General features: G+C 63.9%; 19 protein-coding genes. 12 read left to right on the forward strand and 7 right to left on the reverse strand.

Annotated features, from left to right (window positions below; translation table 11 throughout):
* The first annotated feature begins 22 nt into the window (after positions 1 to 22).
* Together BPHY_RS11025 and BPHY_RS11030 are read left to right on the forward strand one after the other, a co-directional pair.
* Positions 23 to 808 (forward strand): ABC transporter ATP-binding protein, encoded by a 786-nt coding sequence (locus BPHY_RS11025; RefSeq protein WP_012401547.1) that lies wholly within the window; start codon positions 23 to 25, stop codon positions 806 to 808.
* A gap of 580 nt (positions 809 to 1,388) precedes the next feature.
* The gene (locus BPHY_RS11030) at positions 1,389 to 2,498 is read left to right on the forward strand and encodes a porin (RefSeq protein ID WP_012401548.1); all 1,110 of its coding nucleotides are present in this window, start codon (positions 1,389 to 1,391) and stop codon (positions 2,496 to 2,498) included.
* Positions 2,499 to 2,727: 229 nt separating this feature from the next.
* Here BPHY_RS11030 and glnK read toward each other — a convergent pair whose 3' ends face one another.
* Positions 2,728 to 3,066: a P-II family nitrogen regulator gene (glnK, locus tag BPHY_RS11035; protein ID WP_012401549.1), complete on the reverse strand. Its 339-nt coding sequence runs from the start codon at positions 3,064 to 3,066 to the stop codon at positions 2,728 to 2,730.
* A 129-nt stretch (positions 3,067 to 3,195) separates the two neighbouring features.
* A complete protein-coding gene (locus tag BPHY_RS11040; RefSeq protein WP_012401550.1) occupies positions 3,196 to 5,253 on the reverse strand; it encodes an NAD(+) synthase in 2,058 nt (685 codons plus the stop codon).
* A 222-nt stretch (positions 5,254 to 5,475) separates the two neighbouring features.
* Here BPHY_RS11040 and BPHY_RS11050 point away from each other — a divergent pair, with 222 nt between their 5' ends.
* The 3 genes from BPHY_RS11050 to BPHY_RS11060 all read left to right on the forward strand — a co-directional run bounded on the left by BPHY_RS11050 (position 5,476) and on the right by BPHY_RS11060 (position 7,480).
* On the forward strand, positions 5,476 to 6,648 hold the full coding sequence (locus BPHY_RS11050) for a GNAT family N-acetyltransferase (RefSeq protein WP_012401551.1): 1,173 nt from the start codon (positions 5,476 to 5,478) through the stop codon (positions 6,646 to 6,648).
* Between the two features lie 18 nt (positions 6,649 to 6,666).
* Positions 6,667 to 6,999 (forward strand): GIY-YIG nuclease family protein, encoded by a 333-nt coding sequence (locus BPHY_RS11055; protein ID WP_012401552.1) that lies wholly within the window; start codon positions 6,667 to 6,669, stop codon positions 6,997 to 6,999.
* 154 nt (positions 7,000 to 7,153) lie between these two features.
* Positions 7,154 to 7,480 carry an H-NS family nucleoid-associated regulatory protein gene (locus BPHY_RS11060; RefSeq protein ID WP_012401553.1) on the forward strand — a complete coding sequence of 109 codons (327 nt, stop codon included), beginning with the start codon at positions 7,154 to 7,156 and terminating at the stop codon, positions 7,478 to 7,480.
* A 271-nt stretch (positions 7,481 to 7,751) separates the two neighbouring features.
* Here the strand turns inward: BPHY_RS11060 and ppa are convergent, their stop codons facing one another.
* Positions 7,752 to 8,279, reverse strand: coding sequence for an inorganic diphosphatase (ppa, locus tag BPHY_RS11065; RefSeq protein WP_012401554.1), 528 nt, complete (start codon positions 8,277 to 8,279; stop codon positions 7,752 to 7,754).
* Positions 8,280 to 8,560: 281 nt separating this feature from the next.
* On the opposite strand from ppa, the gene BPHY_RS11070 reads away from it, so the two are divergent.
* From BPHY_RS11070 to BPHY_RS11080, 3 genes are all read left to right on the forward strand, one after another.
* The gene (locus BPHY_RS11070) at positions 8,561 to 10,000 is read left to right on the forward strand and encodes an aldehyde dehydrogenase family protein (RefSeq protein WP_012401555.1); all 1,440 of its coding nucleotides are present in this window, start codon (positions 8,561 to 8,563) and stop codon (positions 9,998 to 10,000) included.
* Between the two features lie 66 nt (positions 10,001 to 10,066).
* Positions 10,067 to 10,825 (forward strand): SDR family oxidoreductase, encoded by a 759-nt coding sequence (locus BPHY_RS11075; protein WP_012401556.1) that lies wholly within the window; start codon positions 10,067 to 10,069, stop codon positions 10,823 to 10,825.
* Between the two features lie 230 nt (positions 10,826 to 11,055).
* On the forward strand, positions 11,056 to 12,375 hold the full coding sequence (locus BPHY_RS11080; RefSeq protein ID WP_012401557.1) for an MFS transporter: 1,320 nt from the start codon (positions 11,056 to 11,058) through the stop codon (positions 12,373 to 12,375).
* 114 nt (positions 12,376 to 12,489) lie between these two features.
* On the opposite strand, the gene BPHY_RS11085 is transcribed toward BPHY_RS11080, so the two are convergent.
* From BPHY_RS11085 to hemC, 3 genes are read right to left on the reverse strand one after another with little or no spacing between them, the layout of a single operon-like run.
* A complete protein-coding gene (locus BPHY_RS11085) occupies positions 12,490 to 13,680 on the reverse strand; it encodes a heme biosynthesis protein HemY (protein ID WP_012401558.1) in 1,191 nt (396 codons plus the stop codon).
* 2 nt (positions 13,681 to 13,682) lie between these two features.
* On the reverse strand, positions 13,683 to 15,743 hold the full coding sequence (gene hemDX / locus BPHY_RS11090; RefSeq protein WP_012401559.1) for a fused uroporphyrinogen-III synthase HemD/membrane protein HemX: 2,061 nt from the start codon (positions 15,741 to 15,743) through the stop codon (positions 13,683 to 13,685).
* Positions 15,743 to 16,726 carry a hydroxymethylbilane synthase gene (hemC, locus tag BPHY_RS11095; protein ID WP_012401560.1) on the reverse strand — a complete coding sequence of 328 codons (984 nt, stop codon included), beginning with the start codon at positions 16,724 to 16,726 and terminating at the stop codon, positions 15,743 to 15,745. Before hemC ends, hemDX begins: the two co-directional genes overlap by 1 nt.
* Positions 16,727 to 17,091: 365 nt before the next feature.
* Between hemC and ppc the strand changes: the two genes are divergently transcribed.
* Positions 17,092 to 20,184, forward strand: a complete 3,093-nt coding sequence (ppc, locus tag BPHY_RS11100) for a phosphoenolpyruvate carboxylase (RefSeq protein ID WP_012401561.1) — start codon at positions 17,092 to 17,094, stop codon at positions 20,182 to 20,184.
* Between the two features lie 160 nt (positions 20,185 to 20,344).
* On the opposite strand, the gene BPHY_RS11105 is transcribed toward ppc, so the two are convergent.
* Complete coding sequence (locus tag BPHY_RS11105; protein WP_012401562.1) at positions 20,345 to 21,097, reverse strand: class I SAM-dependent methyltransferase; 753 nt, start codon at positions 21,095 to 21,097, stop codon at positions 20,345 to 20,347.
* A gap of 170 nt (positions 21,098 to 21,267) precedes the next feature.
* Between BPHY_RS11105 and BPHY_RS11110 the strand changes: the two genes are divergently transcribed.
* From BPHY_RS11110 to BPHY_RS11120, 3 genes are all read left to right on the forward strand, one after another.
* Positions 21,268 to 22,080, forward strand: a complete 813-nt coding sequence (locus BPHY_RS11110; protein WP_012401563.1) for a helix-turn-helix transcriptional regulator — start codon at positions 21,268 to 21,270, stop codon at positions 22,078 to 22,080.
* A gap of 126 nt (positions 22,081 to 22,206) precedes the next feature.
* Positions 22,207 to 23,613 (forward strand): argininosuccinate lyase, encoded by a 1,407-nt coding sequence (argH, locus tag BPHY_RS11115; protein WP_012401564.1) that lies wholly within the window; start codon positions 22,207 to 22,209, stop codon positions 23,611 to 23,613.
* A 163-nt stretch (positions 23,614 to 23,776) separates the two neighbouring features.
* Positions 23,777 to 24,697, forward strand: coding sequence for a bestrophin family protein (locus tag BPHY_RS11120; RefSeq protein WP_012401565.1), 921 nt, complete (start codon positions 23,777 to 23,779; stop codon positions 24,695 to 24,697).
* Positions 24,698 to 24,768: the final 71 nt, after the last annotated feature.

The following is a 24,768-nucleotide window of genomic DNA, read 5'->3' on the forward strand; positions in this document are numbered from 1 at the left end:
TACAAGCAAGTCAAGGAACCCGATGAACACTCCCGCTACACCGCAAATGCTTTTCGTCGACAACCTGCATAAGCAGTACGGCGACAACGAAGTTCTCAAGGGCGTCACGCTGCGCGCGAACCGCGGCGACGTGATCAGCGTGATCGGCTCGTCCGGCTCGGGCAAGAGTACGATGCTTCGCTGCATCAACTTTCTCGAGCAGCCGAACGCCGGGCGCATCTTCGTCGAAGGCCAGGAGATCCGCACGCAGAAGGACAAGCACGGCGCGCTGCGCGTGTCGGACGCAAAGCAGTTGCAGAAGATGCGCACGAAACTTTCGATGGTGTTCCAGCATTTCAATCTGTGGACGCACATGACGGTGCTCGAGAACATTATCGAAGCGCCGCTGCACGTACTAGGCGTTCCGCGCAAAGAAGCCGAGGAGCGCGCCCGCACCTATCTCGAGAAAGTGGGACTCGCGCCACGCGTCGAAAAGCAATATCCGTCGCATCTGTCGGGCGGCCAGCAGCAGCGCGTGGCCATCGCCCGTGCGCTGACGATGAACCCCGACGTGATGCTGTTCGATGAGCCCACTTCCGCGCTCGACCCCGAGCTGGTCGGCGAAGTGCTGAAGGTCATGCAGACGCTCGCGGAAGAAGGCCGCACGATGATCGTCGTCACGCACGAAATGGCCTTCGCGCGCAACGTGTCGAATCACGTGATGTTCCTGCATCAGGGGCGCGTCGAAGAAGAAGGCCACCCGGACGAAGTGTTCAGGAACACGAAGAGTGAGCGTCTCAAGCAGTTTCTCTCGGGCAGCCTGAAATAACACTGACATGTAGTTTATGTAGTTTTACAGGGCGCTTACCGGCGCCCTTTTTCATACTCACGCGGCGCGCCTTGCCCCCTTCCGAGCGCCCTAAAAGCTTCGGCATCCCAACATCTGCACGAACGACAGTTCAAAACGCCTTTACTCCCGACGATTTGCCTCGTCAATAGTGGCAATCCTTGACCCAAGTCATTAACAACAGTGTGTCCCTTACCCGACAAGGCGAGAAGCCCGTTTTCCACCCCTCCCCACCACACTTGTCTCACATTGGTATTGCAATTTAGAGACATCTTTACCGAGCATCGCTAATTTATTCGCCAACCGAAGGGTATTTTGCTAAATTAGTAACGAAAGTAGCAAAACAAAGTTCAAGAAAAGTAGTTTCACTTCAAAACGAACGAACAGGAGATACCGGTCGCGAGGAATCGGCAAGACGATCAGACGGCCAGCGAGGCTGCACGTCGACACACAACCGATCGCCGCACCACTGTCCCTGAAGAAGATTCCTGCTCGGCGCTGCTGGCGTCCGGGCACCACTCGCAGTACTGGCTTTACTTTTTGACAGGGTATGGAGGAGAAGATGAAGAAAGCTTTGGCTGCCGCGGCGCTGCTGACGTTCGGCGTTGCAGCACACGCACAGAGCAGCGTGACGCTGTACGGGCGTCTCGACGCTGGTCTGGAGTACATGTCGGGTGTACCCACGAGCGCGACGGGTAGCGGCACTGCGACGAGCAGCACGCACCGCTTCCGCGCAGAAAGCGGTGACTGGGGTACCAGCCTGTGGGGTTTGAAGGGTGCTGAAGATCTGGGCGGCGGCTACAAGGCCGTTTTCCAGTTGGAAGGCTCGTTCAACACGATGACGGGTGCAGGCCCGGGCGGCGGCGGTCTCTTCAATCGCTGGGCGACGGTCGGCTTCGCAAGCGATCAGTACGGTACGTTCACGATGGGTCGCATGCTGTTCATCTCGAACGGCGTGTGGGACTTCGACCCGTTTGGCCAGTCGAACTGGTCGTCGGCATCGCTGGTCCGTGGCCGCAACTGGCCACAATCGAGCAACAACGTTGCGTACCAGTCGCCGAAGATCGCTGGTCTTGACTTCTACGGTCAGTACGCACTGTCGAACGCGACGAACTGGAACGGCAACGGCACGACGGCTCAGGGTCGCGAAGCAGGTGCACAGGTCACGTACACGTCGTCGCTCTTCCAGTTGCGTGGTATCTATGACGAAATCCGCAACCCGGCTAACGGCGGCCTGAACGACTCGTATAACTTCTCGCGCGAGTACACGGCTGCATTCAACGTGTTCCTCGGCCAGTTCAAGATCCAGGGCGCGTACCAGGCAATCCGCACGTCGGGCATCACGGCAGCAACGCCGGGCACGCCGACGACGCTCGACCACGAATGGGGCGGCGTGACGTGGCAAGCTACGCCGGCAGCAGCGCTGATCGGTGCGGTGTACCACGTGAACGGCAACAACGGTGCGGGCAACGCGACGATCTATACGCTGGGCGGCTCGTACAACCTGTCGAAGCGCACGCTGTTCGACCTGCAGGTTGCAACGGTGCAGAACAGCAAGACGGCCAACTACGGTCTGAACGCCAATCCGGCGGGCAACACCGTGGCGTCGGATAACCCGTTGATCGGTCACAGCCAGACGGGCGTGTACGCAGGTATCCAGCACTCGTTCTAATCGAACGGTGCGAACAGAACAGCTTTAACAGAAACGGTTTTCACGCTGCTGCGAGAGGCGCGTATCGGTGCGATGTCCGAAAGGGTATCGCACCTTTTTTTATTTCCGCGAGCACCGACGCGCACGACGCCGCTTCCAGTCTGTCATGCCGCACCGGCGCGGTGCAAACGCCGGCGCTGCTCATATCAGGCCGCAACAACGTCACGTGGCATCGCGTCAGCGGCGCATGTCACACAGCCGCTTCGTTCTCCTCACCCGTGCGGATGCGAATCACACGCTCGACGTCCGCGACGAAAATCTTGCCGTCGCCGATCTTGCCCGTGCGCGCCGCGCCGATGATGGCATCGATCACCTGATCGCACTGGTCGTTCGACACGACGACTTCGATCTTCACCTTGGGCAGGAAATCGACGACGTATTCGGCGCCACGATACAGTTCGGTGTGTCCTTTCTGACGGCCAAAGCCTTTCACCTCGGTGACGGTCAGCCCCGTCAGGCCGACTTCGGCGAGCGCTTCGCGCACTTCGTCGAGCTTGAACGGTTTGATGATGGCGGTAATGCGTTTCATGGCGGGCCTCGTCTCGGTTCTAAAAAGGAAGGTACAGATGCGTTGATTCTACGCCGCACCGCACACGTTGCCAGCCTCGGGCATGACAATGCGTGCGCACACGTGCGCAACGGCAGATAACGACTGGTTTCAGGCGGCTTTGTCCGGAACCGTTGCAAGATCATCGGTCCACACGGCCGCTTCCGAATCGCTCGGTGCGCGCCAGTCGCCGCGCGGCGACAGCGAGCCGCCCGAGCCGACCTTCGGCGCATTCGGCACGCAGGTGCGCTTGAACTGGCTAGTCTTGAAAAAGCGCCACAAAAAGATGCCGAGATTGCGCTTGATCGCGGCGAGATCGTATTCGTTGCGCGTGACGTGTGCGCCTTCCGGCCAGCCGCCCTGCTCCTTGTCGCGCCATGCATGCAGCGCGAGGAATGCGACCTTGGACGGCGCAAAGCCGTAGCGCAGGATGTAGAACAGATTGAAGTCCTGCAGTTCATACGGGCCGATGAACGACTCCGTCTTCTGCTCGATCGCGCCCGCCGATTTGCCCGGCACCAGTTCGGGGCTGATCTCCGTCGCGAGGACGTTAAGCAGCGTATCCGAGCCGCTCCTGCCGACGGCACCCGTCTCCGCGACCCAGCGCACCAGATGTGTGATCAGCGTCTTCGGCACGCTTGCGTTCACGCTGTAGTGCGACATGTGATCGCCGACACCGTACGTGCACCAGCCCAGTGCGAGTTCGCTCAGATCGCCCGTGCCGATCACGATGCCGTTATGGAAGTTGGCGAGACGGAACAGATGGTTCGTGCGCTCGCCCGCCTGCACGTTTTCGAACGTAATGTCGTACTTCGCCTCGCCCGCCGAATAGGGATGGCCGAGATCTTTCAGCATCTGTTCGCAGCTTGGCCGGATATCGATTTCCATCGGCGTGCAGCCGACCACGTCCATCAGTTCGCGCGCCTGCTTGAGCGTGCGGTCGCTGGTCGCGAAACCCGGCATCGTCACGCCGACGATGTGGGTGCGCGGCAGCCCGAGCCGGTCCATCGCCTTCGCACAAACGAGCAGCGCATGCGTCGAATCCAGCCCGCCCGACACGCCGATCACGACCTTCTGGATATTCGACGCCGACAGCCGTTGCACGAGCGCCTGCACCTGGATGTTGTAGACCTCGTTGCAGCGCTCGTCGCGGCGGCGCGAGTCGGCGGGCACGTATGGGAAGCGCTCGACCTTGCGCGCGAGCGGCAGCGCCTGCGAAGCGTCGAGGCCAATCGCGACGCGCACGACCTGGAACTTCGCTGCCTCGTCCTTGTGACGCTGCACCGACATGCCGAACGTGGTCTGGCGCATGCGTTCGTGCGACAGCCGTTCGAGATCGATGTCAGCGAAGATCATGTGCGAGTCGTCGAGAAAACGCTCCGACTCGGCGAGCATCTCGCCGTTTTCATAGATCAACGCCTGGCCGTCCCACGCCATGTCCGTCGACGACTCGCCGCGTCCCGCCGACGTGTACAGATACGCCGCCAGGCAGCGCGCCGACTGCTGCCCCACCAGCTGATGCCGGTAGCCCGACTTGCCGACCACCACGTTCGACGCCGACAGATTCACGAGCACCGTTGCGCCCGCGAGCGACGCGAACGACGACGGCGGAATGGGCACCCACACGTCCTCGCAGATCTCGACGTGAAAGCGGAAATCGGGCACGTCGGTCAGTTCAAACAGCAGCGACGCACCGAACGGCACGCGCTGGCCGAGCAGATCGATGTCGCGCGCGACGGCGCAATCGGCAGGCGCGTACTGACGCGCTTCGTAGAACTCGCCGTAGTTCGGCAGATAGGTCTTCGGCACGGCGCCCAGCACGGCGCCGCGCGCGACGACGATAGCGCAGTTGTACAGGCTGTGATCCACCTGCAGCGGCATGCCGACGATCAGTGCGACGGGCAGCTTCTTCGATGCGTCGACGATCTTTGCCAGCGCTGTCTTGCATGCATCGAGCAGCGCGCGCTGATGAAAGAGGTCGTCGCATGTGTAGGCGGGCAAGCCGAGTTCGGGAAACGCGACGAGCGCCGCGCCTTGCGCGGCCGCCTCGTGTGCGAGCCTGAGCGTTTCGTCGGCGTTGAAGGCCGGGTCCGCGACACGGCAGCGCGGCACGCCCACCGCGACGCGCGCGAAACGATGCGAATACAGGTTGAAGAAATTGCCTTTCATGTCAGAGATTCCTCATGCGCGCACGCCTGCAGACGGCCGCGCGCGAAACGGCGGCTGTGGAACAGCGTAAATGATAAGCCGTAAGCGCATTCAAGGTCTCGATCATGTGCGCGCGACGACCCTGCCGCGCACTTCGCGCGCGCATTTGCTTTAACATGGCCGTTCGCTGCGCCGCGCGCAATCGCGAGCACAGGCAGCAAGAATCGCCAACGGTCGAACAGATTGAACCAGGAACGTTTTGATTACCGCGCGGGTATCCTCGCTTCGCCGCTCGAAGTCGATGCCGCCGAATGGAACGCGTTGCTGAGCCGCCAGGCGCAGCCCACGCCATTCTTGCGCCATGAATTCCTGAGCGCACTGCACGCGACGAAATGCGCCGTCGCCGATACGGGCTGGGCGCCGCAATTCGTCACGCTGACGGACCCGCGCACGGGCAAGCTGGCCGCGGCCGCACCCGTCTACGCGAAGGGACACTCGTACGGCGAATACGTGTTCGACTGGGCGTGGGCCGACGCGTACAAGCGCAACGGCCTGCCCTACTATCCGAAGCTGCTGTGCGCAGTGCCTTTCACGCCGGTTCAGGGCACGCGCTTGCTCGCCGTCGACGAACACGCGCTGCGCCACCTGTCCGCGACGCTCGTCGCATTTGCCGAACAGGCCGACGTGTCGTCGCTGCACGTGCTGTTTCCAACTGAACGCGAAGCGCAGGTGCTGACCGATCTCGGCATGATGCTGCGCGAAGGCGTGCAGTTTCACTGGATCAACGACGGCTACCGCGACTTCGACGACTTCCTGTCGACGCTCGAACAGAAGAAGCGCAAGAACATCCGCGCCGAGCGCCGCAAGGTGCGCGATGCGGGCGTCACGTTCAGGCGCATGCCTGGCGAGGACATCGGCGACGCCGACTGGCGCTTTTTCAGCAAGTGCTATCGGCAAACGTATCGCGAGCACTTTTCGAGTCCGTATCTGAATCTCGACTTCTTCCGCATGATCGGCGAGTCGATGCCCGAGAATCTGATGATGGTGATCGCGGAATACGAGGGCAAACCGATCGCAAGCTCGCTCGTCGTCTATCAGCGCGACGGCGCGAACGCGGGCGGCACGCTGTACGGCCGTTACTGGGGCGCACTCGAACACGTGCCGTGCCTGCACTTCGAGACCGCGTACTATCAGCCGCTCGAGTTCTGCATCGAACAGAAGCTCGGCGTCTTCGAAGGCGGCGCGCAGGGCGAACACAAGATGGCACGCGGCTTCATGCCCACCGTCACGCGCTCGACGCACTGGCTCGCACATCCCGCCTTTTCGGACGCCGTTGCGCACTTCCTCGACAACGAGAAAAATCACATTCACGCGTACGTCGACGAACTGCGCGAACACAATCCGTTCAGGGAATAACCGGGGAATTCGCGCGCCATGCCGTGGTTTCTGTATCTGATCGAATGCTCGGACGGCAGCGTCTACACGGGCATTGCCACTGACGTGCAAGCCCGCTACGACAAGCACGCGAGCGGCATGGGCGCACGCTACACGCGCTCGCGCAAGCCGGTGCGTCTGTTGGCGTCCTTCGAACTGGCCGACCGGTCCAGCGCGTCGCGCGCCGAGTATCGCGTGAAACAACTGGCGCCCGCGCAGAAGTGGGAACTGGCGTCGGGCACACGGACGCTCGAGTCCGTGCTGCCGGCTTCGGAACACGCCGCGCAAGAAGCTGCGGAAATAGCCGCCTCGATGGACAGCACACAAGCCTGACGCGCTGCAGCGCGTCATCCGCTTTCACTCGCACTGGCAGCAACAGTGTTTTCACGATTCGCCTCTCGACGCGCATCCGGCGCGATCGGATACTTTCGTCACACCAACGCAATACCCGCAACATTCACTGGCAAGCGTCTCGAGGGGAAGCAAAATGGACGAACGAAAGCGCGACAGCATGATTGCGTATCTGCGCCGCCGCATGGCGCAAGTCGGCATCAAGGCAACCGATCTCGCCGCCGCACTCGCGCAAGAGCGCCGCGCCAGGAAGGCTGTGCGTTTTCGCAGCGCATCCGGCGAGACGTGGGACGGCAAGGGCGCGATGCCGCAATGGCTCAGCAACGCCGTCAGCGCGGGCCAATCGGCGCAACACTTCGCGATCGACAAGCCTGCGAAAGCAGCAAAAGAAGAACGCCGTGGCGTCGACTGGCGCAACGACCCGTTTGCCGGCACGCGGCTGGCGACGGTGCCCGTGCAGTAACACGGTCAGGCGAGCGGATGCCGCTCGCCACGGCGTCGAGCCCTGACGTGATTCAGCTCATGTGGCCGTCGGCGGCCTGAATGGGCAATCGCGGCCTGGTTCACGATGACGACGCACGACGCGTGCCTCGCCCGGCGCGTGGCGACTCAAGGCGTGGATCACACCATCTGTCGCATAGGGGTCGGCGCTCCATTCGAGCGCAACGGGTTGCCCAAAAACAAAGACGCTCCCGAGGGAGCGTCCTGTCAGCCACGAAGCGTGAGTGAACCCGTTACTTCTTGTAGTTCGCTACGCCGTCGGTGATTTCCTTGTGCGCGGCGTCGACGCCCGCCCAGCCTTCCACCTTCACCCACTTGCCCTTTTCGAGCGCCTTGTACTGCTCGAAGAAGTGCTTGATCTGATCCTTCAGGTATTGCGGCACGTCGTCGACCGACTTCAGGTCCGCCGTCATCGGGCAGATCTTGTCGTGCGGCACGGCGATCAACTTCGCGTCGACGCCCGATTCGTCCGTCATCTGCAGCATGCCCAGCGCGCGTGCGCGCACCACCGAGCCGGCCAGCAGCGGGAACGGCGTGATCACGAGCACGTCGACGGGATCGCCGTCGCCCGACAGCGTCTGCGGAATAAAGCCGTAGTTCGCGGGATAGCGCATACCCGTGCCGATGAAGCGATCGACGACGAGCAGACCCAGATCCTTGTCGGCCTCGTACTTCACGGGGTCGCTTTGCGCCGGAATTTCGATGATGACGTTAAAGTCTTGCGGAAGGTCTTTACCAGCGGGAACGTGATTGAAGCTCATGGCGCTCTCTGATCAGGATGAAATGGGAACATGGCGCGCGGCGCCGCCGGATACGGGACGTGGCGCCGCAGACCGCACACTGCGCGGATACTGCGTGCCTTGCGGAATGCGCCATTATAGCCAATCAGCCGATGACACCCGCGTGGCGATCGGCGCGATAATCTTTTCACACGGCTGGCCGCCGCGCTGCAACGAAGCGCGCGTAACGCACACGCCGCCGCCTGTCCTGTTTGTTGTCCGGTTCGATACCTGTTTGTCGCCCAACAAGGCAAGGAGCATGTGTGGAAGAAGCGAAGCATTTCATCGGCGGTGAATGGACCGCGTCGTCGGGTGGGGAAACCATCCCCGTGATCGATCCTTCCGACGGCCAGCCGTTCGCCACGCTCGCGCGCGGCACGGCTGCGGACATCGATTACGCCGTTCAGTGCGCGCGCCGCGCGTACGAAGGCGCATGGGGCGTCGTAAACGCCGCCGAGCGTGGACGCCTGCTGTACCGGCTGTCCATGCTCGTCGCGGCGTGCCACGAAGAACTGGCGCAGCTCGAGGCACGCGACACGGGCAAGCCGCTCAAACAGGCGCGCGGCGACGCCGCCGCCCTCGCCCGCTATTTCGAGTTCTATGCAGGCGCCGCCGACAAGCTCCACGGCGAAACGCTGCCCTACCAGAACGGCTACACCGTCTTCACGATCCGCGAGCCACACGGCGTCACCGGGCATATCGTGCCGTGGAACTACCCGATGCAGATTGCTGGGCGCAGCATCGGCGCGGCGCTCGCGGCAGGCAACGCCTGCGTCGTGAAGCCGGCCGAGGACGCCTGCCTGTCCGTGCTGCGGGTTGCGGAACTCGCGGCCGAAGCAGGCCTGCCCGCTGGCGCGCTCAACGTCGTCACCGGCTACGGGCACGACGCGGGCGCCGCGCTTGCGCGCCACGCGGGCATCGATCACATCTCGTTCACCGGCTCGCCCGACACGGGCAAGCTCGTCACGCAGATGGCCGCCGAAAACCACGTGCCCGTCACGCTCGAACTGGGCGGCAAGTCGCCGCAAATTGTCTTCGCCGACGCCGACCTCGACGCCGCGCTGCCCACGCTCGTCAACGCCATCGTGCAAAACGCCGGGCAGACCTGCTCGGCGGGCAGCCGCGTGCTGATCGAGCGCAGCATCTACGAGCCGTTGCTCGACCGGCTCTCTACCTCGTTCAAGGCACTGCGCGTCGGGCCGGCTCATGCCGATCTCGACTGCGGACCACTGATCAGCGCGAAGCAGCAGCGCCGCGTGTGGGATTTCCTCTCCGACGCGCAGCACGACAACATCGCGATGGCGGCTCACGGCGAAGTGATCGCGGAGGCGCCCGAAGCCGGCTTCTATCAGGCACCGACCTTGCTGCGCGACGTGCCGCCTACCCACCGCCTCGCGCGCGAAGAAGTGTTCGGCCCCGTGCTCGCCGCGCTGCCCTTCGCCGATGAAGACGAAGCGCTCGCGCTCGCCAACGGCACCGCATACGGCCTCGTCGCGGGCGTCTGGACGCGCGACGGCAGCCGGCAGATGCGCATTGCGCGTCGCGTGCGCTCGGGCCAGGTGTTCATCAACAACTATGGCGCGGGCGGCGGTGTCGAATTGCCGTTCGGCGGCGTCAAACATTCCGGCCACGGCCGGGAGAAAGGCTTCGAAGCACTGTACGGTTTCACGGTGTTGAAGACCGTGGCGATCCGGCACGGCTGACGCACAGCGGGTTCGAACGGCTCCGGCGCCTGCCGGAGTGCACAACGCTAACGACAAGGAGACATCATGCGGCTGACGGGTAAAACGGCTATCGTCACGGGCGGCGGCTCGGGCTTCGGCGAAGGCATCGCGAAGACTTATGCGCGCGAAGGCGCGAACGTCGTCGTCAACGATCTGAACGGCGCGGCGGCCGAACGCGTCGCGAGCGAGATCGCGCTGGGGGGCGGGAAGGCCATCGCGGTCGCGGGCGACGTGACGCGTGCGGAGGACTGGCATGCGCTGCGCCTCGCCGCGATCGAAGACTTCGGCAACGTGCAAATCGTGGTCAACAACGCGGGCACGACGCATCGCAACAAGCCGGTGCTCGATGTGACAGAGGCTGAGTTCGACCGGGTGTATGCCGTCAACGTGAAGAGCATTTACTGGAGCGTGCGCGAATTCGTGCCGTATTTCCGCGAGCAAGGCGGCGGCGTATTCGTCAACATCGCGTCGACGGCGGGGGTGCGGCCGCGGCCGGGCCTCGTCTGGTACAACGGCAGCAAGGGCGCGGTGATCGTCGCGAGCAAGGCACTCGCCGTCGAACTCGGGCCGGACCGCATCCGTGTGAACTGCGTCAACCCTGTGATCGGCGAAACGGGGCTGTTGACCGAGTTCATGGGCGTCGAAGACACGCCCGAGAACCGGCAGAAGTTTCTGGCAGGCATTCCGTTGGGCCGCTTCTCGACACCGCAAGACATCGCGAACGCCGCGCTATATCTCGCTTCGGACGAAGCAGAGTTCATCACGGGCGTGTGTCTCGAAGTGGACGGCGGACGCTGCGTGTAGCTCCGTGCAAGCGGCAGGGCAAGCGGCGCGCCTCGGCACTTCGTGCGCGCCGCCTGTCAAAGCGCGTTAATCGTTGAAATCTCGGTGTTTTCACTGACGCCGGGCGGCTTTTCAGCGCGCGTTGAAAGTTTAGAATCGCGAACGGCGGTACGACATTTCCACAAAAATCAGCTTCACATAGGATCAGTCTGATGCGCTCGCGCGCCGACGCTGATCGATAGGAGACAAGCGTGTCCAGTCCTGCGAATCCGCTCCACCATCCCGGCGCAGGGGCGCCGCCTTCGACCTTTGAAGAGGCGACATACAGAAAGGTCGCCTGGCGTCTAACGCCACTTTTGATGCTCAGCTATGTCGTCGCATATCTGGACCGCGTGAATGTCGGCTTCGCGAAGCTCGGCATGAGCACCGACCTGGGATTGTCGGATGCTGTCTATGGTTTTGGCGCGGGGGTTTTCTTCATCGGCTATTTCATCTTCGAGGTGCCGAGCAACATCATCCTGCACCGGGTCGGCGCGCGGGTCTGGATTGCACGGATCATGGTGACATGGGGCGTCGTCTCGATGCTGACGATGTTCGTCACTACGCCCACCATGTTCTATGTGATGCGTTTTCTGCTCGGTCTTGCCGAAGCGGGCTTTTTCCCCGGCATCATTCTCTACCTGACCTACTGGTATCCGGCGCAGCGGCGCGGCCGCATGACGACGTGGTTCATGACCGCTATCGCAATTTCGGGCGTGGTGGGCGGACCGATCTCGGGCTACATCCTGAAGGCGTTCGACGGCGCAAACGGCTGGCACGGCTGGCAGTGGCTGTTCCTGCTCGAAGGCGTGCCTTCCGTGATCGTCGGGATACTGGTGTTCATCGTGCTCGATGACCGCATCTCGAAGGCGAAGTGGCTCACGAAGGAAGAGCGCGAACTGCTCGAACGCAATATCGCCGCTGAAGATGCAACGAAGGAAGATCACGCGGTGGGCAAGGTGATGCTGAGCCCGCGCGTGCTGATGATGAGCCTGATTTACTTTTCGTTCGTGATGGGACTATATGGCGTGAGTTTCTGGCTGCCGACCATCATCAAGTCGACGGGCGTCACCGATGCGTTCGTGATCGGCCTGCTGTCCGCCATTCCCTTTGCGGCCGCGGTGATCGCGATGGTGCTCGTTGCGCGCAGTGCCGACCGTACGCGCGAGCGCCGCTGGCACGTCGCGGTGCCGGGCTTCGTTGGTGCTCTGGGTCTCGTGCTCTCCGTTATCTGGGCGAAGGATACGACGCTGGCGATGGCTGGCCTCACGCTCGCGACGATGGGGATTCTCACAACTCTGCCGCTCTTTTGGAGTTTGCCTACGTCGTTCCTGGCTGGCACAGGGGCGGCCGCCGGGATTGCCTTGATCAATTCGATCGGAAATCTGGCGGGGTTTCTGAGCCCCTATGCCGTGGGCTGGCTCAAGCAGGCAACTTCGGCCAATGCCGCCGGTATGTATATGCTGGCCGGGTTTATGATCCTGGGCGGATTGCTGGCCGTTTGTGTGCCTGCCCGGCTAGTGAATCGCTAGGGCGCCTGCGCGGCGCGGGCGGGTTTCTTGTTTCTGGTGCTGTCGATGCGCTGTGTTTTTTTGCGCGAAGGGCCAAAAAACCAGATCCCGACTGCGTCGCAGGCAGAAAAACCATTAAACAATATTCATCGCCAAAGCACTCTCACGATAATGCGCGCCAGCCTTTGAAACATCGCCTAGCTGCTCGTGCAACCGCGCGAGCGCTCTATGCGACCGAATTTTCAGCGTCTCGTTATCGGCGAGCTTAAGCGCCTGTTCAAGGAACGACTGCGCCTTCCCCCACAACTGCTGATGCAGACACAACCGCCCTAGCGCGAACAGCAGATCAGCGTCCTCGGGACGCTCCTTCCGCCACGCCTCCGCCTTTTGGATCAGCGGCAACGCATCGCCACCCGTCGTATCGGGATAACGGCGCAACAACCGGGCATCCCAGTTCTGCGCAAGCGCTTCCTCGACGATCTTGCGCGCTTCCTGAGGGCGATTGAGCGCAACCAGCAATTCCGCCGCCAAATCCGCGAGACGCGGCGAATGCCGCTCGGTCGGCGTCAGCGAGTGCCACAGTTCGAGCAGCGCATCGGCATTGTGACGGCGGTCTCGCAGCAGGTTCTCGGCCGCCAGCTGACGCAGACGCACAGCCACGGCGGGATGAATCGCCTCGCGCTTTTCGAGCGTCCTGACGAGCTTCAACACCTCGCCCCAATTCTTCAGCTGTTGCTGCGCACGCAACGCAATCTGCTGCGCGTGAATGCGCCGGCCGCCCTGCGATTGCATTTCCGTCAGCGCGAGCAGCGCGCCGTCGGCATCACGACCATCTGCACGCATGTCGGCCGTCGCCATCAGCCGCGCGTCCTGCCAGTCGGCCGCATCGATCTGCGCGAGATATTCGTCGCGGCGCGTGTACTCGTGCATCCGGTGCGCGGCGTTCGCGGCAATCAGCCCCGCCGCACCCTTGTTGTCGGGGTTGGCCAGCGAATCGCGGGCTGCCTTCTCGGCGCGCGAGAAACGGCCCGCGTACAGATTGCCGATCGCATCGCGCAAGGCCGCGTGCGCCTTCGCGACGCGCTGGCGCGCACGGTACGCGGCGACGCGCTGCGGCATGCGCCAGATGTTGCGCACGATGCGCAACAACGCGTAGATCACGATGAATGCGACGATGATGCCGACGATGAACAGGTTCAGCGAGATGTCGACGCGATACGGCGGGTAGACGAGCAGCACCTGCCCCGTGTCGAAGCGCCCGACGATCGCGAGCACGACGGCGATCGCGAACAGGAATGCGAGCCAGAGAAGTCCACGCAGCGCCATGATTAACCCCGGTTCCGATATTGATGCACGGCCTGCAGGCTCGTATTCAGGTTCGGAACGTCGACGGCGCCCGAGCCTTCGTCGATCTGCTTGATGAGGTCGCGCACCGTCTGCACGCTCTTCGACGACGCGTCGAAGTAGCGCCCAATCGTGCTATCCGCCGCATGAAGATCCGATTTGAGCGTTGTCTGGTTGCGTGCGAGCAGCGCGAGACGCGCGGACAGCAGACGCAGCTTCAGATTCTCACGCACGAAATAACCCTGATCGGGCGCGACGAGCATCGCGTCGGCGTGATCGATGCGGCGCACCTGCACGAGGCTGGTCAACTGCTCGCCGACACCCGCGACGAACTGGTTCCACCACACCTTCCACTTCGGCTCGCCCGTCGCCGCCGCGACGTGGTCGACGTCCTTCGGCGTCGACGCGTGCGGCGTAGCGTGCGCGATCGGCGCCTCGCCCGACAGCGGCAGCTGGTCGATCTGATCGATGGCGTTATCGAGCTTGATGGCGAGGCCTGTCAGGTCGGTGGACGGCGCGGACTTCAGCCTGTCGATGTCCTGCGCGATCGCCTTGCGCACGGCCAGCACCTGCGCGCCATCCGACGCGGCGAGGCGCGTGTCGGCGCTTTGCAGCGCGAACAGCGCGAGCTGCGTGTTACCCGTCAATTGCAGTTGCTCGCTCGCCGCCGAAAGCATCTGGCCGACTTCGGCCATCGTCCAGTCGTCGCGGTTGCGTGCGAGGTCTGCGTATTGTTGCTGAAGCGCCTGCTGCGCGTTCTGCGCATCGGCGAGCTTGCCTTCGAGCTGCGCGATCTGCGCGTCGGCCTGACGCACGGTCGAGACGGCCTGATCCGTCTTCACGCGCAATTCGGCCATCTGGGCGTCGTTGGCCTGCTGCCGGTGCGACAACTGCTGGTCGAGCTTGATGATTCTGCGGTTCAGCGCAAGGCCGCCCGCGACCGCCGCGGCGAGCACCAGCGCGATGACCACCCAGACGAGTCCGTTGCCTTTACGGTTGGGCTGCTGCAGTTCGTAGGGCGTAAAGGGCTGATTCGGCGGCAGCGTGTTCGCGGGCCGCGGCGCGGGATTAGGCGTGGGGGTCGTGGATGCGTTGGTATCAGACATGCGTTCTTGTGCCGGGTTGGACTGGACCGCTTGAACTACGGGCGGTGTCGCGAGAGACAGCAACGTGCGGGCAATGCGCTCATCGCCCGCACCGGACACCGTAATGCTATCAAAACCCAATGCCCGCGCGGTTTCCGCGATGCGCGGGTGGGGCGCGACGAACATCGCGCGCTTCAGATGGGTCTGCTCGCTGTTCGTCAGATGGTCGTGCGCGAGTTCGGCGAGATTGCGCGCGCCTTCGGAACTCGTCAGGAGCCACGCGTGCCGCGCAGTCGATGTGTCCGACAGCAGCGCGTGAATGCGCGACCACGCCCCGATCGACGGCTCGGGCACGAGGCGCCGGTAGGCCGCGACCGTCTCGACCTCCGCGCCCGCTTCGCGCAGACGTTCGGCGAGCCATTCGCGCCCGCCGTCGCCACGCACGATCAGCACACGCTTGCCTTCGAACGCGTTGTCGCCGAGCGACGCCTCCAGCGCGGAATACAACGCCTCTGAATCGAAGCGTGCGCCGTCGCCGTTGTCGTCGGCGGCTGCGCCGGGGCTGATCACCTGGTACGCGGGCGCCTCGACGCCGTGCTTCGCGAGCGCCGCGACGCTACCAGGCCCGACCACGCCGATAGGCAGCGCATGCGGCCAGATCGCGTCGTGGTTTGCGAATGCGTAGTCGACGGCATTGGGCGACACGAACACCACGAGCGCGTACTTTTCCAGCGACGCGAGCGCCGCACGCAGCGGCGTTGCGTCGTCGGTTGCGGCGATCTCGATGAGGGGGAATTCGACGGTTGCGACACCGGCATCATGCAGCGTCCTCGCGAGCGCCTCGGACTGCCCCGCCGGGCGGGTCAGCACGACCGTCAGGCGCGCGCCCGACGCATGCGGCGAGCCTGCGCCGTCCTTGGACGGGAATGCACCGGGTGTCGGATTCGAGCTGGCCGCCATCACGCGGAAGCGGCCGGGCCGCTTGCGGTGGAGAGCGCGCGCACAATGTCGAGCGCGCCTTGCGCCTCTAGCTGGCTGGCGACCTCGCGACCCAGTTCGAGCGCGGCGTCCGTCGTGGCTGCAGGCGCCGACGCCTGCGCGCTCAGCACCCGCTCGCCGTCCGGCGTGGCGACGATGCCGCGCAAATGCAGCGCGCCGTCGTGCCATGTCGCATACGCGGCGAGGGGCACTTCGCAACTGCCGCCCAGCGTGCGCGACACCATGCGCTCTGCTTCGACGGCAGCCGCCGTGTGCTCGTGATGCAGCGGCGCGAGCCATGCAGCAAGATCGTCGCGGCCGGCGCGAATCTCGATGCCGAGCGCGCCTTGACCCGCAGCGGGCAGGCTGTCCGCGGGATCGAGCAGCGAACGGATGCGCTCGCCGAGGCCGAGGCGCTTGAGGCCCGCAGCAGCGAGAATGATGGCCGCATAGTCGCCGCGGTCGAGTTTGCCAAGCCGCGTGTCCAGATTGCCGCGCAGCGGCTTCACGACAAGCTCGGGATAACGCGCGCGCAGCATCGCTTCGCGGCGCAGGCTCGACGTGCCGACCACGCTGCCGGCCGGCAGCGCAGCCAGCGAGTCGTACTGGTTCGAGACAAACGCGTCGCGCGGATCTTCGCGCTCCATGATGGTCGACAGCACGAAGCCCTCGGGCAGTTCCATGGGCACGTCTTTGAGCGAATGAACGGCGAGATCGGCGCGACCGTCGGCGAGCGCGTTCTCCAGTTCCTTCACGAACAACCCTTTGCCGCCGACCTTCGACAGCGTGCGATCGAGAATCTGATCGCCGCGAGTCGTCATTCCGAGGATTTTTACGTCACAAGATGGATATAATTTGTGCAGCGCACACCGCACGTGCTCGGCCTGCCACATTGCAAGCCGGCTTTCACGCGACGCGATCACAAGCGTGGCGGGCGGCGTGGGCGCAAGCGTCTCGGAATTCATTGTTTGAGTCATTGAACGACGGGATGTGATAACAAACAATGTTAGCACGCGCTTCGGCAACCTCTCGCTGGCCGCACGGCCATGCCGAAGCAGTTCGACAGAGGAGACAGGCCCGCCGCCGCCATGCGCGCGAGCCCGTCCGAAAGCCGTATCGATCGTGACCCGAGTGGCCGCCAGAAGCCCCAGCACGGTCGTTCGCGCGTCGACGCGCCGCATGCGCCATCATTTGATGCGGCACAACACGCGAAACCGGCCCTCCTCCGCCGCGCGCGCTGCATCGTGCACAGGCTTTTAGCGCAGTGCTCCGCAGTAACCGTAGTTGCAGTTCACCATTCTTTAGAACCTGGCTTTCCTGAGGAAACATCGTGACGTCTTCCGGATCGGCGCGCCCTGCCCGCCGCACTACTGCCTCGCCCGATGCCGCGCCCGCATCGGCAGCTTCCACCGCCAAGGCCACGAAGGCCGAGAAGGCGCGGAAAGCAACGCAAGCCCTCGACTCCCGCAAAACCGGCAAATCCACGAAGACCAAGGCTATAAAAGCCAAGGCGCCCGTCAATGGCGCCTCCCGGCGGATCAAGGCGGACGTCAAGCCGTCGAAAGCCATCAGGCATGACGCACCCGCGTCCGCCGTGAAGGACGACGGCCGCACGCGCGAGGACAAGGACCAGCCGCTCTTCGAAGACATCCGCTATCTGGGGCGGCTGCTCGGCGACGTGGTGCGCGAGCAGGAAGGCGACGAAGTGTTCGACGTCGTCGAGACGATCCGTCAGACGGCTGTGCGCTTTCGCCGCGAGGACGACAGCGTCGCGGCGCAGGCGCTCGACAAGAAGCTGCGCGCGCTCTCGCCCGAACAGACGGTGAGCGTGGTGCGCGCGTTCAGCTACTTCTCGCATCTGGCGAACATCGCGGAAGACCGTCATCGCAACCGCCGGCACCGGATTCACGACCTGGCCGGCTCGACCTCGCAGCCGGGCACGATCGCGCATGCGCTCGACCGGCTCGTCGAAGCGAACGCGGCCGCCACGCCCGTGCTGCAGCAGTTCTTCAACGACGCGCTGATCGTCCCCGTGCTGACGGCGCACCCGACGGAAGTGCAGCGCAAGAGCATTCTCGACGCGCAGCACGACATCGCGCGGCTGCTCGCCGAACGCGACCAGCCGCTGACGGCGCGCGAGCATCTGCAGAACGACTCGCTGCTGCGCGCACGCGTGACGTCGCTGTGGCAGACGCGGATGCTGCGCGATTCGCGCCTGACCGTCGCCGACGAAATCGAGAACGCGCTGTCGTACTACCGCGCGACGTTCCTCGAAGAAATTCCGCAGCTGTACGCCGATATTGAAGAAGCGCTCGTCGAGCACGGCCTCGACGCGCGCCTGCCCCCCTTCTTCCAGATGGGCAGCTGGATCGGCGGCGACCGCGACGGCAACCCGAACGTCACGGGCGAGACGCTGGAGAACGCGATCACGCGCCAGGCCGCGGTGATCTTCGAACATTATCTGGAGCAGGTCCACAAGCTCGGCGCCGAGCTGTCGGTGTCGAACCTGCTGGCGGGCGCAAGCGACGAACTGAAGGCGCTCGCCCAAGCGTCGCCGGATCACTCGCCGCATCGCACCGACGAGCCGTATCGGCGCGCGCTGATCGGCATGTACACGCGCCTTGCCGCGAGCGCGCGGGTGCGTCTGGGCGAAGGCGTGGTGCCCGTGCGCAGCGCCGGCCCGGGCATTCCGCCCATCCGCGCCGTGCCATACGGCGATTCGTCCGAGTTCGTGCGCGACCTGCACGTGCTGATCGATTCGCTCGCCGAGCATCACGGCGCGTCGCTCGCGACGCCGCGCCTGTCGCCGCTCACGCGCGCGGCCGAAGTATTCGGCTTCCATCTCGCGAGTATCGATCTGCGCCAAAGCTCGGACATTCATGAAGCCGTGATCGCGGAGCTGTTCAAACGCGCGGGTGTCGAAAGCGATTACGCGGCGCTCTCCGAAGCGGAGAAGCTGCGCGTGCTGCTGGCAGAACTCGCGCAGCCGCGCCTGTTGCGCTCGCCGTATGTCGACTATTCGAACCTCGTGAAGAGCGAGCTGGGCGTGCTCGAACAGGCGCGCGTGACGCGCGAAAAGTTCGGTGCGCGCGCGGTGCGCAACTACATCATTTCGCACACGGAGACGGTCAGCGATCTCGTCGAAGTGATGCTGCTGCAGAAAGAAGCGGGGCTGCTGCAAGGCACACTCGGCAGCGCGACCCATCCGGCGCGCGCCGGCCTGATGGTGATCCCTCTCTTCGAGACGATTCCCGATTTGCGCAACGCGCCGCACATCATGCGCGATCTGCTTGCACTGCCGGGCATCGATGCCATCATCGAGAACCAGGGCAACGAGCAAGAAGTGATGCTCGGCTATTCGGACAGCAACAAGGACGGCGGCTTCCTGACGTCGAACTGGGAACTCTACCGTGCGGAACTGGCGCTCGTCTCGCTCTTCAACGAGCGCGGCATCACGATGCGCCTGTTCCACGGGCGCGGCGGCACGGTCGGACGCGGCGGCGGCCCGACCTATCAGGCGATCCTGTCGCAGCCGCCCGGCACCGTCGACGGTCAGATCCGCCTGACGGAACAGGGCGAAGTGATCGCCAGCAAGTTCGGCAACCCCGACATCGGCCGACGCAATCTGGAGACGGTCGTCGCCGCGACGCTCGAAGCGTCGCTGCTGCCGCACGGCAGCGCGCCCAAGTCGCAACTGCCGGAGTTCGAAGAGACGATGCAGGTGTTGTCCGACGCGGCGATGGCGTCGTACCGTGCACTCGTCTACGAGACGCCCGGATTCACCGATTACTTCTTCTCGTCGACGCCGATTGCGGAGATCGCCGAGCTGAACATCGGCAGCCGTCCCGCCTCGCGCAAGCTGCAGGATCCGAAGCAACGCAAGATCGAAGATTTGCGCGCGATTCCGTGGGGCTTCTCATGGGGTCAATGCCGGCTGCTGCTGACGGGCTGGTATGGCTTTGGCAGCGCGGTCGCCGGCTGGCTCGATGCGGCGGGTGCCAATATGGAGCGTGAGCGCCGTCTGAACCAGCTGCGCAAGATGCACAAGGTGTGGCCGTTCTTTTCGAATCTGCTGTCGAACATGGACATGGTGCTGGCGAAGACGGACCTCGCAGTGGCATCGCGCTATGCCGCGCTCGTGACTGACAAGAAGCTGCGCAAGCATGTATTCGAGCGGATCGTGGCCGAATGGGAACGCACGTCGAATGTGCTGTCCGAGATTACCGGCCAGAAGGAGCGTCTTTCCGATAACCCGTTGTTGGCGCGGTCGATCAAGAATCGCTTTCCGTATCTCGATCCGTTGAATCACCTGCAGGTCGAACTGCTAAAGCGCCATCGCGCAGGGGATACGAACGTGCGCGTGCGGCGCGGGATTCATTTGACGATCAACGGCATTGCGGCCGGGTTGAGGAATACCGGCTGAGTTGGTTTGCGCTGCGGTTCTTGCCGCGGCGCAGTTTTTCGCTGGCATCCGCGCATTGCCTTCGTACTTCATGCGTCGCCCCTGTCCGGGGCGGCAAACCAGAGGCAAACGCGGATGCCCGCGAAAAACCCGGCAACGCCGCGCCGCATGCAAAACGCGGTCACCATGCCTCTACCATCAAGGCGTCGAGCTTAAAAGAGCTGTCTGGCAACACGTCAAAATACTCCCGAACCTCGTCCGGCGCGCAAGCCCACAAAGACCGAATAGCGGCGACACGTGTCTCCGGTGTCTTCATCCTCTCCACCCACGAGCCAAACTCGATTCCCAGCCGCCAGCGCTCGCGCACAACAGCCTCAAAGCCCGCGGCAACAAAAAAAGAAACCCACTCATCCCCGCGATAATCGCGAATATGCGAGCCATCGCGCAACAGTTCGACTGCCTGCAGATGCGTATCGAGCAACGGATGATCGCTCCCGGCGATATCGATGAACAGCACGCGCCCGCCCGGCTTCAATACGCGGCGCACTTCGACGAGCGCCCGCGGCACGTCGTGCCAGTGATGCGCGCTCATCCGGCTGATCCCCCAGTCGAACGATGCATCCGCGAACGGCAATTTCTCTGCCGCACCGTGCTGCGTACGGATATTCGACAACCCGCGCTCGACAGCGGCACCGGCAACCGTCGCCAGCATCTGCGGCGCAATGTCGTAAGCAACGACGGACGCCGCATGCGGCGCGACCGCAAAACTGGCATGCCCCGCGCCGCAACCGAGGTCGAGCACGGCCGCCCCCGGCGTCGCGGCCACCGACGCCGCCAGCGTCTGCAAGTCCGCCCCCGTCGCGTGCACCTGGCTCGTCAAATACGCGGCTGCCGTCGAGCCGAATGCATCGGCCACCTGATCGTGATGCTTCATCGTGTGCTCCCGCCCTTTCTGGGTTGTGCATGAAGTGATGTCGAATTCCCGAAGCGGCCCGCCTGTTCGCACGCGCCGTTCATGTCGCTACAATAGAGCCCGCTCTGTACCGGTACAAGTCAAGCAATTATTCTGGTATCACGATTACCCGCCAACCGTCGTCCCGCATCATGACCACGTCGTCTCACGAAGATTCCGCCCCGCCGCTCGATGCGTCGCCCGCCCGCGCGCTCGGCGATTTCATTCGCGCACATCGCGAGCGTCTGTCGCCGCAGGCCGTCGGGCTGCCGCCCGGCCCGCGCCGCCGGACGCCCGGCCTGCGTCGCGAAGAAGTCGCGCAGCTGTGCGGCGTGAGCCCGACCTGGTATACATGGATCGAACAGGGGCGGCCCGTGTCCGCGTCCGCCGAGGCCCTCGCGCGCATCGCCGTCGCGTTGCAGCTCTCGCGCGCTGAACGTGCGTATCTGTTCGAGCTGGCCGCGCAACGCGATCCCGCCGAGCCCGACCCCGCCGCCTCCGATGCCCCCGCGATGCTGCTCAAGACCGTCCAGCTCGTGAACGCACCCGCGTATGTGCTGGATCGCCAGTTCACCGCGCTCGCATGGAATGCGCCGGCATCGGACCTGTTCGTCGGCTGGCTCGATGGCGAGCACGACCGCAACCTGCTGCGCTACACGTTCCTGTCGCCGCAAGCCCGCCGCCTGATCGTCGATTGGGAGATCCGCGCGCGCCGCCTCGCCGCCGAATATCGCGCGGATTCGATCCGTCACCAGAACGACGCGCCCACGCGCTCGCTGATCGATTCGCTGTCCGCTGCCAGCGACGAGTTCGCGCGCTTCTGGGCGTCGCAGGACGTCAACGAGCGCGAAGGCGGCCAGCGCCAGTTCGATCATCCGCGTGACGGCCACGTCGTCTATCACCAGATCACCTTCAAGCCCGCACACCGCGAGGACCTGAAGCTCGTCGTGCTCGTGCGCGAATGATCGCGTGCGCCGACGAAAAGCCGCCCGCGCCGCGGGTGTTAAAATCGTTGTCTCCTTCAAGGCGGCGCAGCACCAGGCACCCGTGCCGCGCCGTCCGCGTCTTCACCTCGCATACTGCCCATCACCATGACGTCCCAACTGCATAAAAAAGGCGAAGCCTGGTCGGCTCGCTTCTCCGAGCCGATGTCGGAACTCGTCAAGCGCTACACGTCGTCGGTATTCTTCGACAAGCGTCTCGCGCTCGTCGACATCGAAGGCTCGCTCGCGCACGCGTCGATGCTGGCCGCGCAAAAGATCATCAGCGCCGACGACCTCGCCGCGATCCAGCGCGGCATGGCGCAGATCCAGGGTGAAATCGAGCGCGGCGAGTTCGAATGGCAGCTCGATCTCGAAGACGTGCACCTGAACATCGAAGCGCGGCTCACCGCCCTGATCGGCGACGCAGGCAAGCGCCTGCACACGGGCCGCTCGCGCAACGACCAGGTCGCGACCGACATCCGCCTGTGGCTGCGCGGAGAAATCGACCGTATCGGCGATCTGCTGAAGGGCCTGCGCAGCGCGCTGCTCGATCTTGCAGAACAGAACGCGGACACGATCATGCCGGGCTTCACGCACCTGCAGGTCGCACAGCCAGTGACGTTCGGCCATCACCTGCTCGCCTACGTCGAAATGTTCTCACGTGACGCCGAGCGCATGCTCGACACCCGCAAGCGCGTGAACCGCCTGCCTCTCGGCGCAGCGGCGCTCGCCGGCACCAGCTACCCGATCGACCGTCACGCCGTCGCGAAGACGCTCGGCTTCGACGGCATTTGCGCGAACTCGCTCGACGCCGTGTCCGATCGCGACTTCGCGATCGAATTCACGGCCGCTTCGGCGCTCGTGATGACGCATGTGTCGCGCTTCTCGGAAGAACTCGTGCTGTGGATGAGCCCGCGCGTCGGCTTCATCGATATTGCCGACCGCTTCTGCACCGGCTCGTCGATCATGCCGCAGAAGAAGAACCCCGACGTGCCCGAACTCGCACGCGGCAAGACGGGCCGCGTCAACGGCCACCTGATGGCGCTGCTCACGCTGATGAAGGGCCAGCCGCTCGCATACAACAAGGACAATCAGGAAGACAAGGAACCGCTGTTCGATACCGTCGACACCGTCGCCGATACGCTGCGCATCTTCGCGGAGATGGTCGCGGGCATCACGGTGAAGTCGGAGAACATGCGCGGCGCAGCGCTGCAAGGCTTCTCGACGGCAACCGATCTCGCCGATTACCTCGTCAAGCGCGGCCTGCCGTTCCGCGACGCGCACGAAGCCGTCGCGCACGCAGTGAAGGTGTGCGACGATCGCGGCTGCGATCTGTCGGATCTGACGCTCGACGAAATGAAGGCGGAATTGCCGAACGTCGCTGCGCTGCTGGGCGACGACGTGTTCGGCTATCTCACGCTCGAAGGATCGGTTGCAAGCCGGAATCATGCGGGCGGCACGGCGCCGGATCAGGTGCGCGCTGCCATCGCGGCTGCACGGGCTGCCCTCGGCTAACGCATTTTCCTGCCGATGCTCAAAGGCGAACTCTCTTGCGAGGGTTCGCCTTTTTTGTTGGTGGCGCAAACAAGCAGCGACGAATGGCCGCCCTGCCCCGTGCCGTTGGTGGCGGCGCATCGGCTACTATCGACGCAACCATCCGTTTCAACCATTCACGCTCATGATCATCCGCCCACAACTTCACTGGTTCCGCATGCTGCTCGCCTGGCGCGGTTCCGTGCTGCCCGAGCTGCTGCCGCGTCTCTGTCTCATCCTGCTGATCTCGCTGGTCGCACTCGGCGTGCACGATCACATCCTCAAGATCACGGTCAACGTCAGCACCACGCCGTTTTCGCTGATCGGCATTGCGCTCGCGATCTTTCTCGGCTTTCGCAACAGCGCGAGTTATGACCGCTACTGGGAAGCGCGCAAATTGTGGGGACGCCTGCTCAACGAAACGCGTTCGCTGACGCGTCAGGTGCTGACGATGCCGACCGGTCAGATCGCCGCCGACGACACCCAAGCCTTCGTGCACGCGCTGGGCGCGTTCGCGCATGCGCTGCGGCATCAATTGCGCGGTACGGATCCCTCGCATGATCTGTCGACACGGCTCGACCCGGCCGTCTTCGAGCGCGTGATGGCTTCGCGCTACCGGCCCGCGACCATCATGCTCTGGCTCGCCGAATGGGTGCAGCGGCACGCGCGAGACGGCAAGCTCGACGCATGGTCCATGCAGGCCATCGATCGCAATCTGAACGGGATGTCGGATGTGCTCGGCGGCTGTGAGCGAATACTGTCGACGCCGCTGCCGTTCGCGTACTCGGTGATGATCCACCGCACCGTGTACTTTTTCTGCGCGGCGTTGCCGTTCGGGCTGGTGGAAAGCGTCGGCGCGTTTGCGCCGCTGTTCTCGGTGTTCGTCGCCTACACGTTCATGGCACTCGACGCGATCGCATCGCAGATCGAAGAGCCGTTCGGCACCGACGACAACGACCTCGCGCTCGATGCGCTGTCGGGGTTCATCGAAGACGCGGCGCGCGATCTGCTCGCGCAGCCGCAATTGAAGAAGGTGGAACTGAAAGACGGCTATCTGCTCACCTGACGGTTAAGTCTTTCGCAACACGTCGATCGCCATCACACATATTGGCAAGTACGCTCTGCCCGTCACCTGGC

The sequence above is a fragment of the Paraburkholderia phymatum STM815 genome (assembly GCF_000020045.1).
GTDB classification, from domain to species: Bacteria; Pseudomonadota; Gammaproteobacteria; order Burkholderiales; family Burkholderiaceae; genus Paraburkholderia; species Paraburkholderia phymatum.

Excerpts from the sequence above, each read along its gene's own strand:
- BPHY_RS11025 (WP_012401547.1), top strand. The coding sequence starts at position 23 with ATGAACACTCCCGCTACACCGCAAATGCTTTTCGTCGACAACCTGCAT.
- BPHY_RS11030 (WP_012401548.1), top strand. The coding sequence starts at position 1,389 with ATGAAGAAAGCTTTGGCTGCCGCGGCGCTGCTGACGTTCGGCGTTGCA.
- glnK (WP_012401549.1), bottom strand. The coding sequence starts at position 3,066 with ATGAAACGCATTACCGCCATCATCAAACCGTTCAAGCTCGACGAAGTG.
- BPHY_RS11040 (WP_012401550.1), bottom strand. The coding sequence starts at position 5,253 with ATGAAAGGCAATTTCTTCAACCTGTATTCGCATCGTTTCGCGCGCGTC.
- BPHY_RS11055 (WP_012401552.1), top strand. The coding sequence starts at position 6,667 with ATGCCGTGGTTTCTGTATCTGATCGAATGCTCGGACGGCAGCGTCTAC.
- BPHY_RS11060 (WP_012401553.1), top strand. The coding sequence starts at position 7,154 with ATGGACGAACGAAAGCGCGACAGCATGATTGCGTATCTGCGCCGCCGC.
- ppa (WP_012401554.1), bottom strand. The coding sequence starts at position 8,279 with ATGAGCTTCAATCACGTTCCCGCTGGTAAAGACCTTCCGCAAGACTTT.
- BPHY_RS11075 (WP_012401556.1), top strand. The coding sequence starts at position 10,067 with ATGCGGCTGACGGGTAAAACGGCTATCGTCACGGGCGGCGGCTCGGGC.
- BPHY_RS11085 (WP_012401558.1), bottom strand. The coding sequence starts at position 13,680 with ATGGCGCTGCGTGGACTTCTCTGGCTCGCATTCCTGTTCGCGATCGCC.
- hemDX (WP_012401559.1), bottom strand. The coding sequence starts at position 15,743 with ATGGCGGCCAGCTCGAATCCGACACCCGGTGCATTCCCGTCCAAGGAC.
- hemC (WP_012401560.1), bottom strand. The coding sequence starts at position 16,726 with ATGAATTCCGAGACGCTTGCGCCCACGCCGCCCGCCACGCTTGTGATC.
- BPHY_RS11105 (WP_012401562.1), bottom strand. The coding sequence starts at position 21,097 with ATGAAGCATCACGATCAGGTGGCCGATGCATTCGGCTCGACGGCAGCC.
- BPHY_RS11110 (WP_012401563.1), top strand. The coding sequence starts at position 21,268 with ATGACCACGTCGTCTCACGAAGATTCCGCCCCGCCGCTCGATGCGTCG.
- argH (WP_012401564.1), top strand. The coding sequence starts at position 22,207 with ATGACGTCCCAACTGCATAAAAAAGGCGAAGCCTGGTCGGCTCGCTTC.
- BPHY_RS11120 (WP_012401565.1), top strand. The coding sequence starts at position 23,777 with ATGATCATCCGCCCACAACTTCACTGGTTCCGCATGCTGCTCGCCTGG.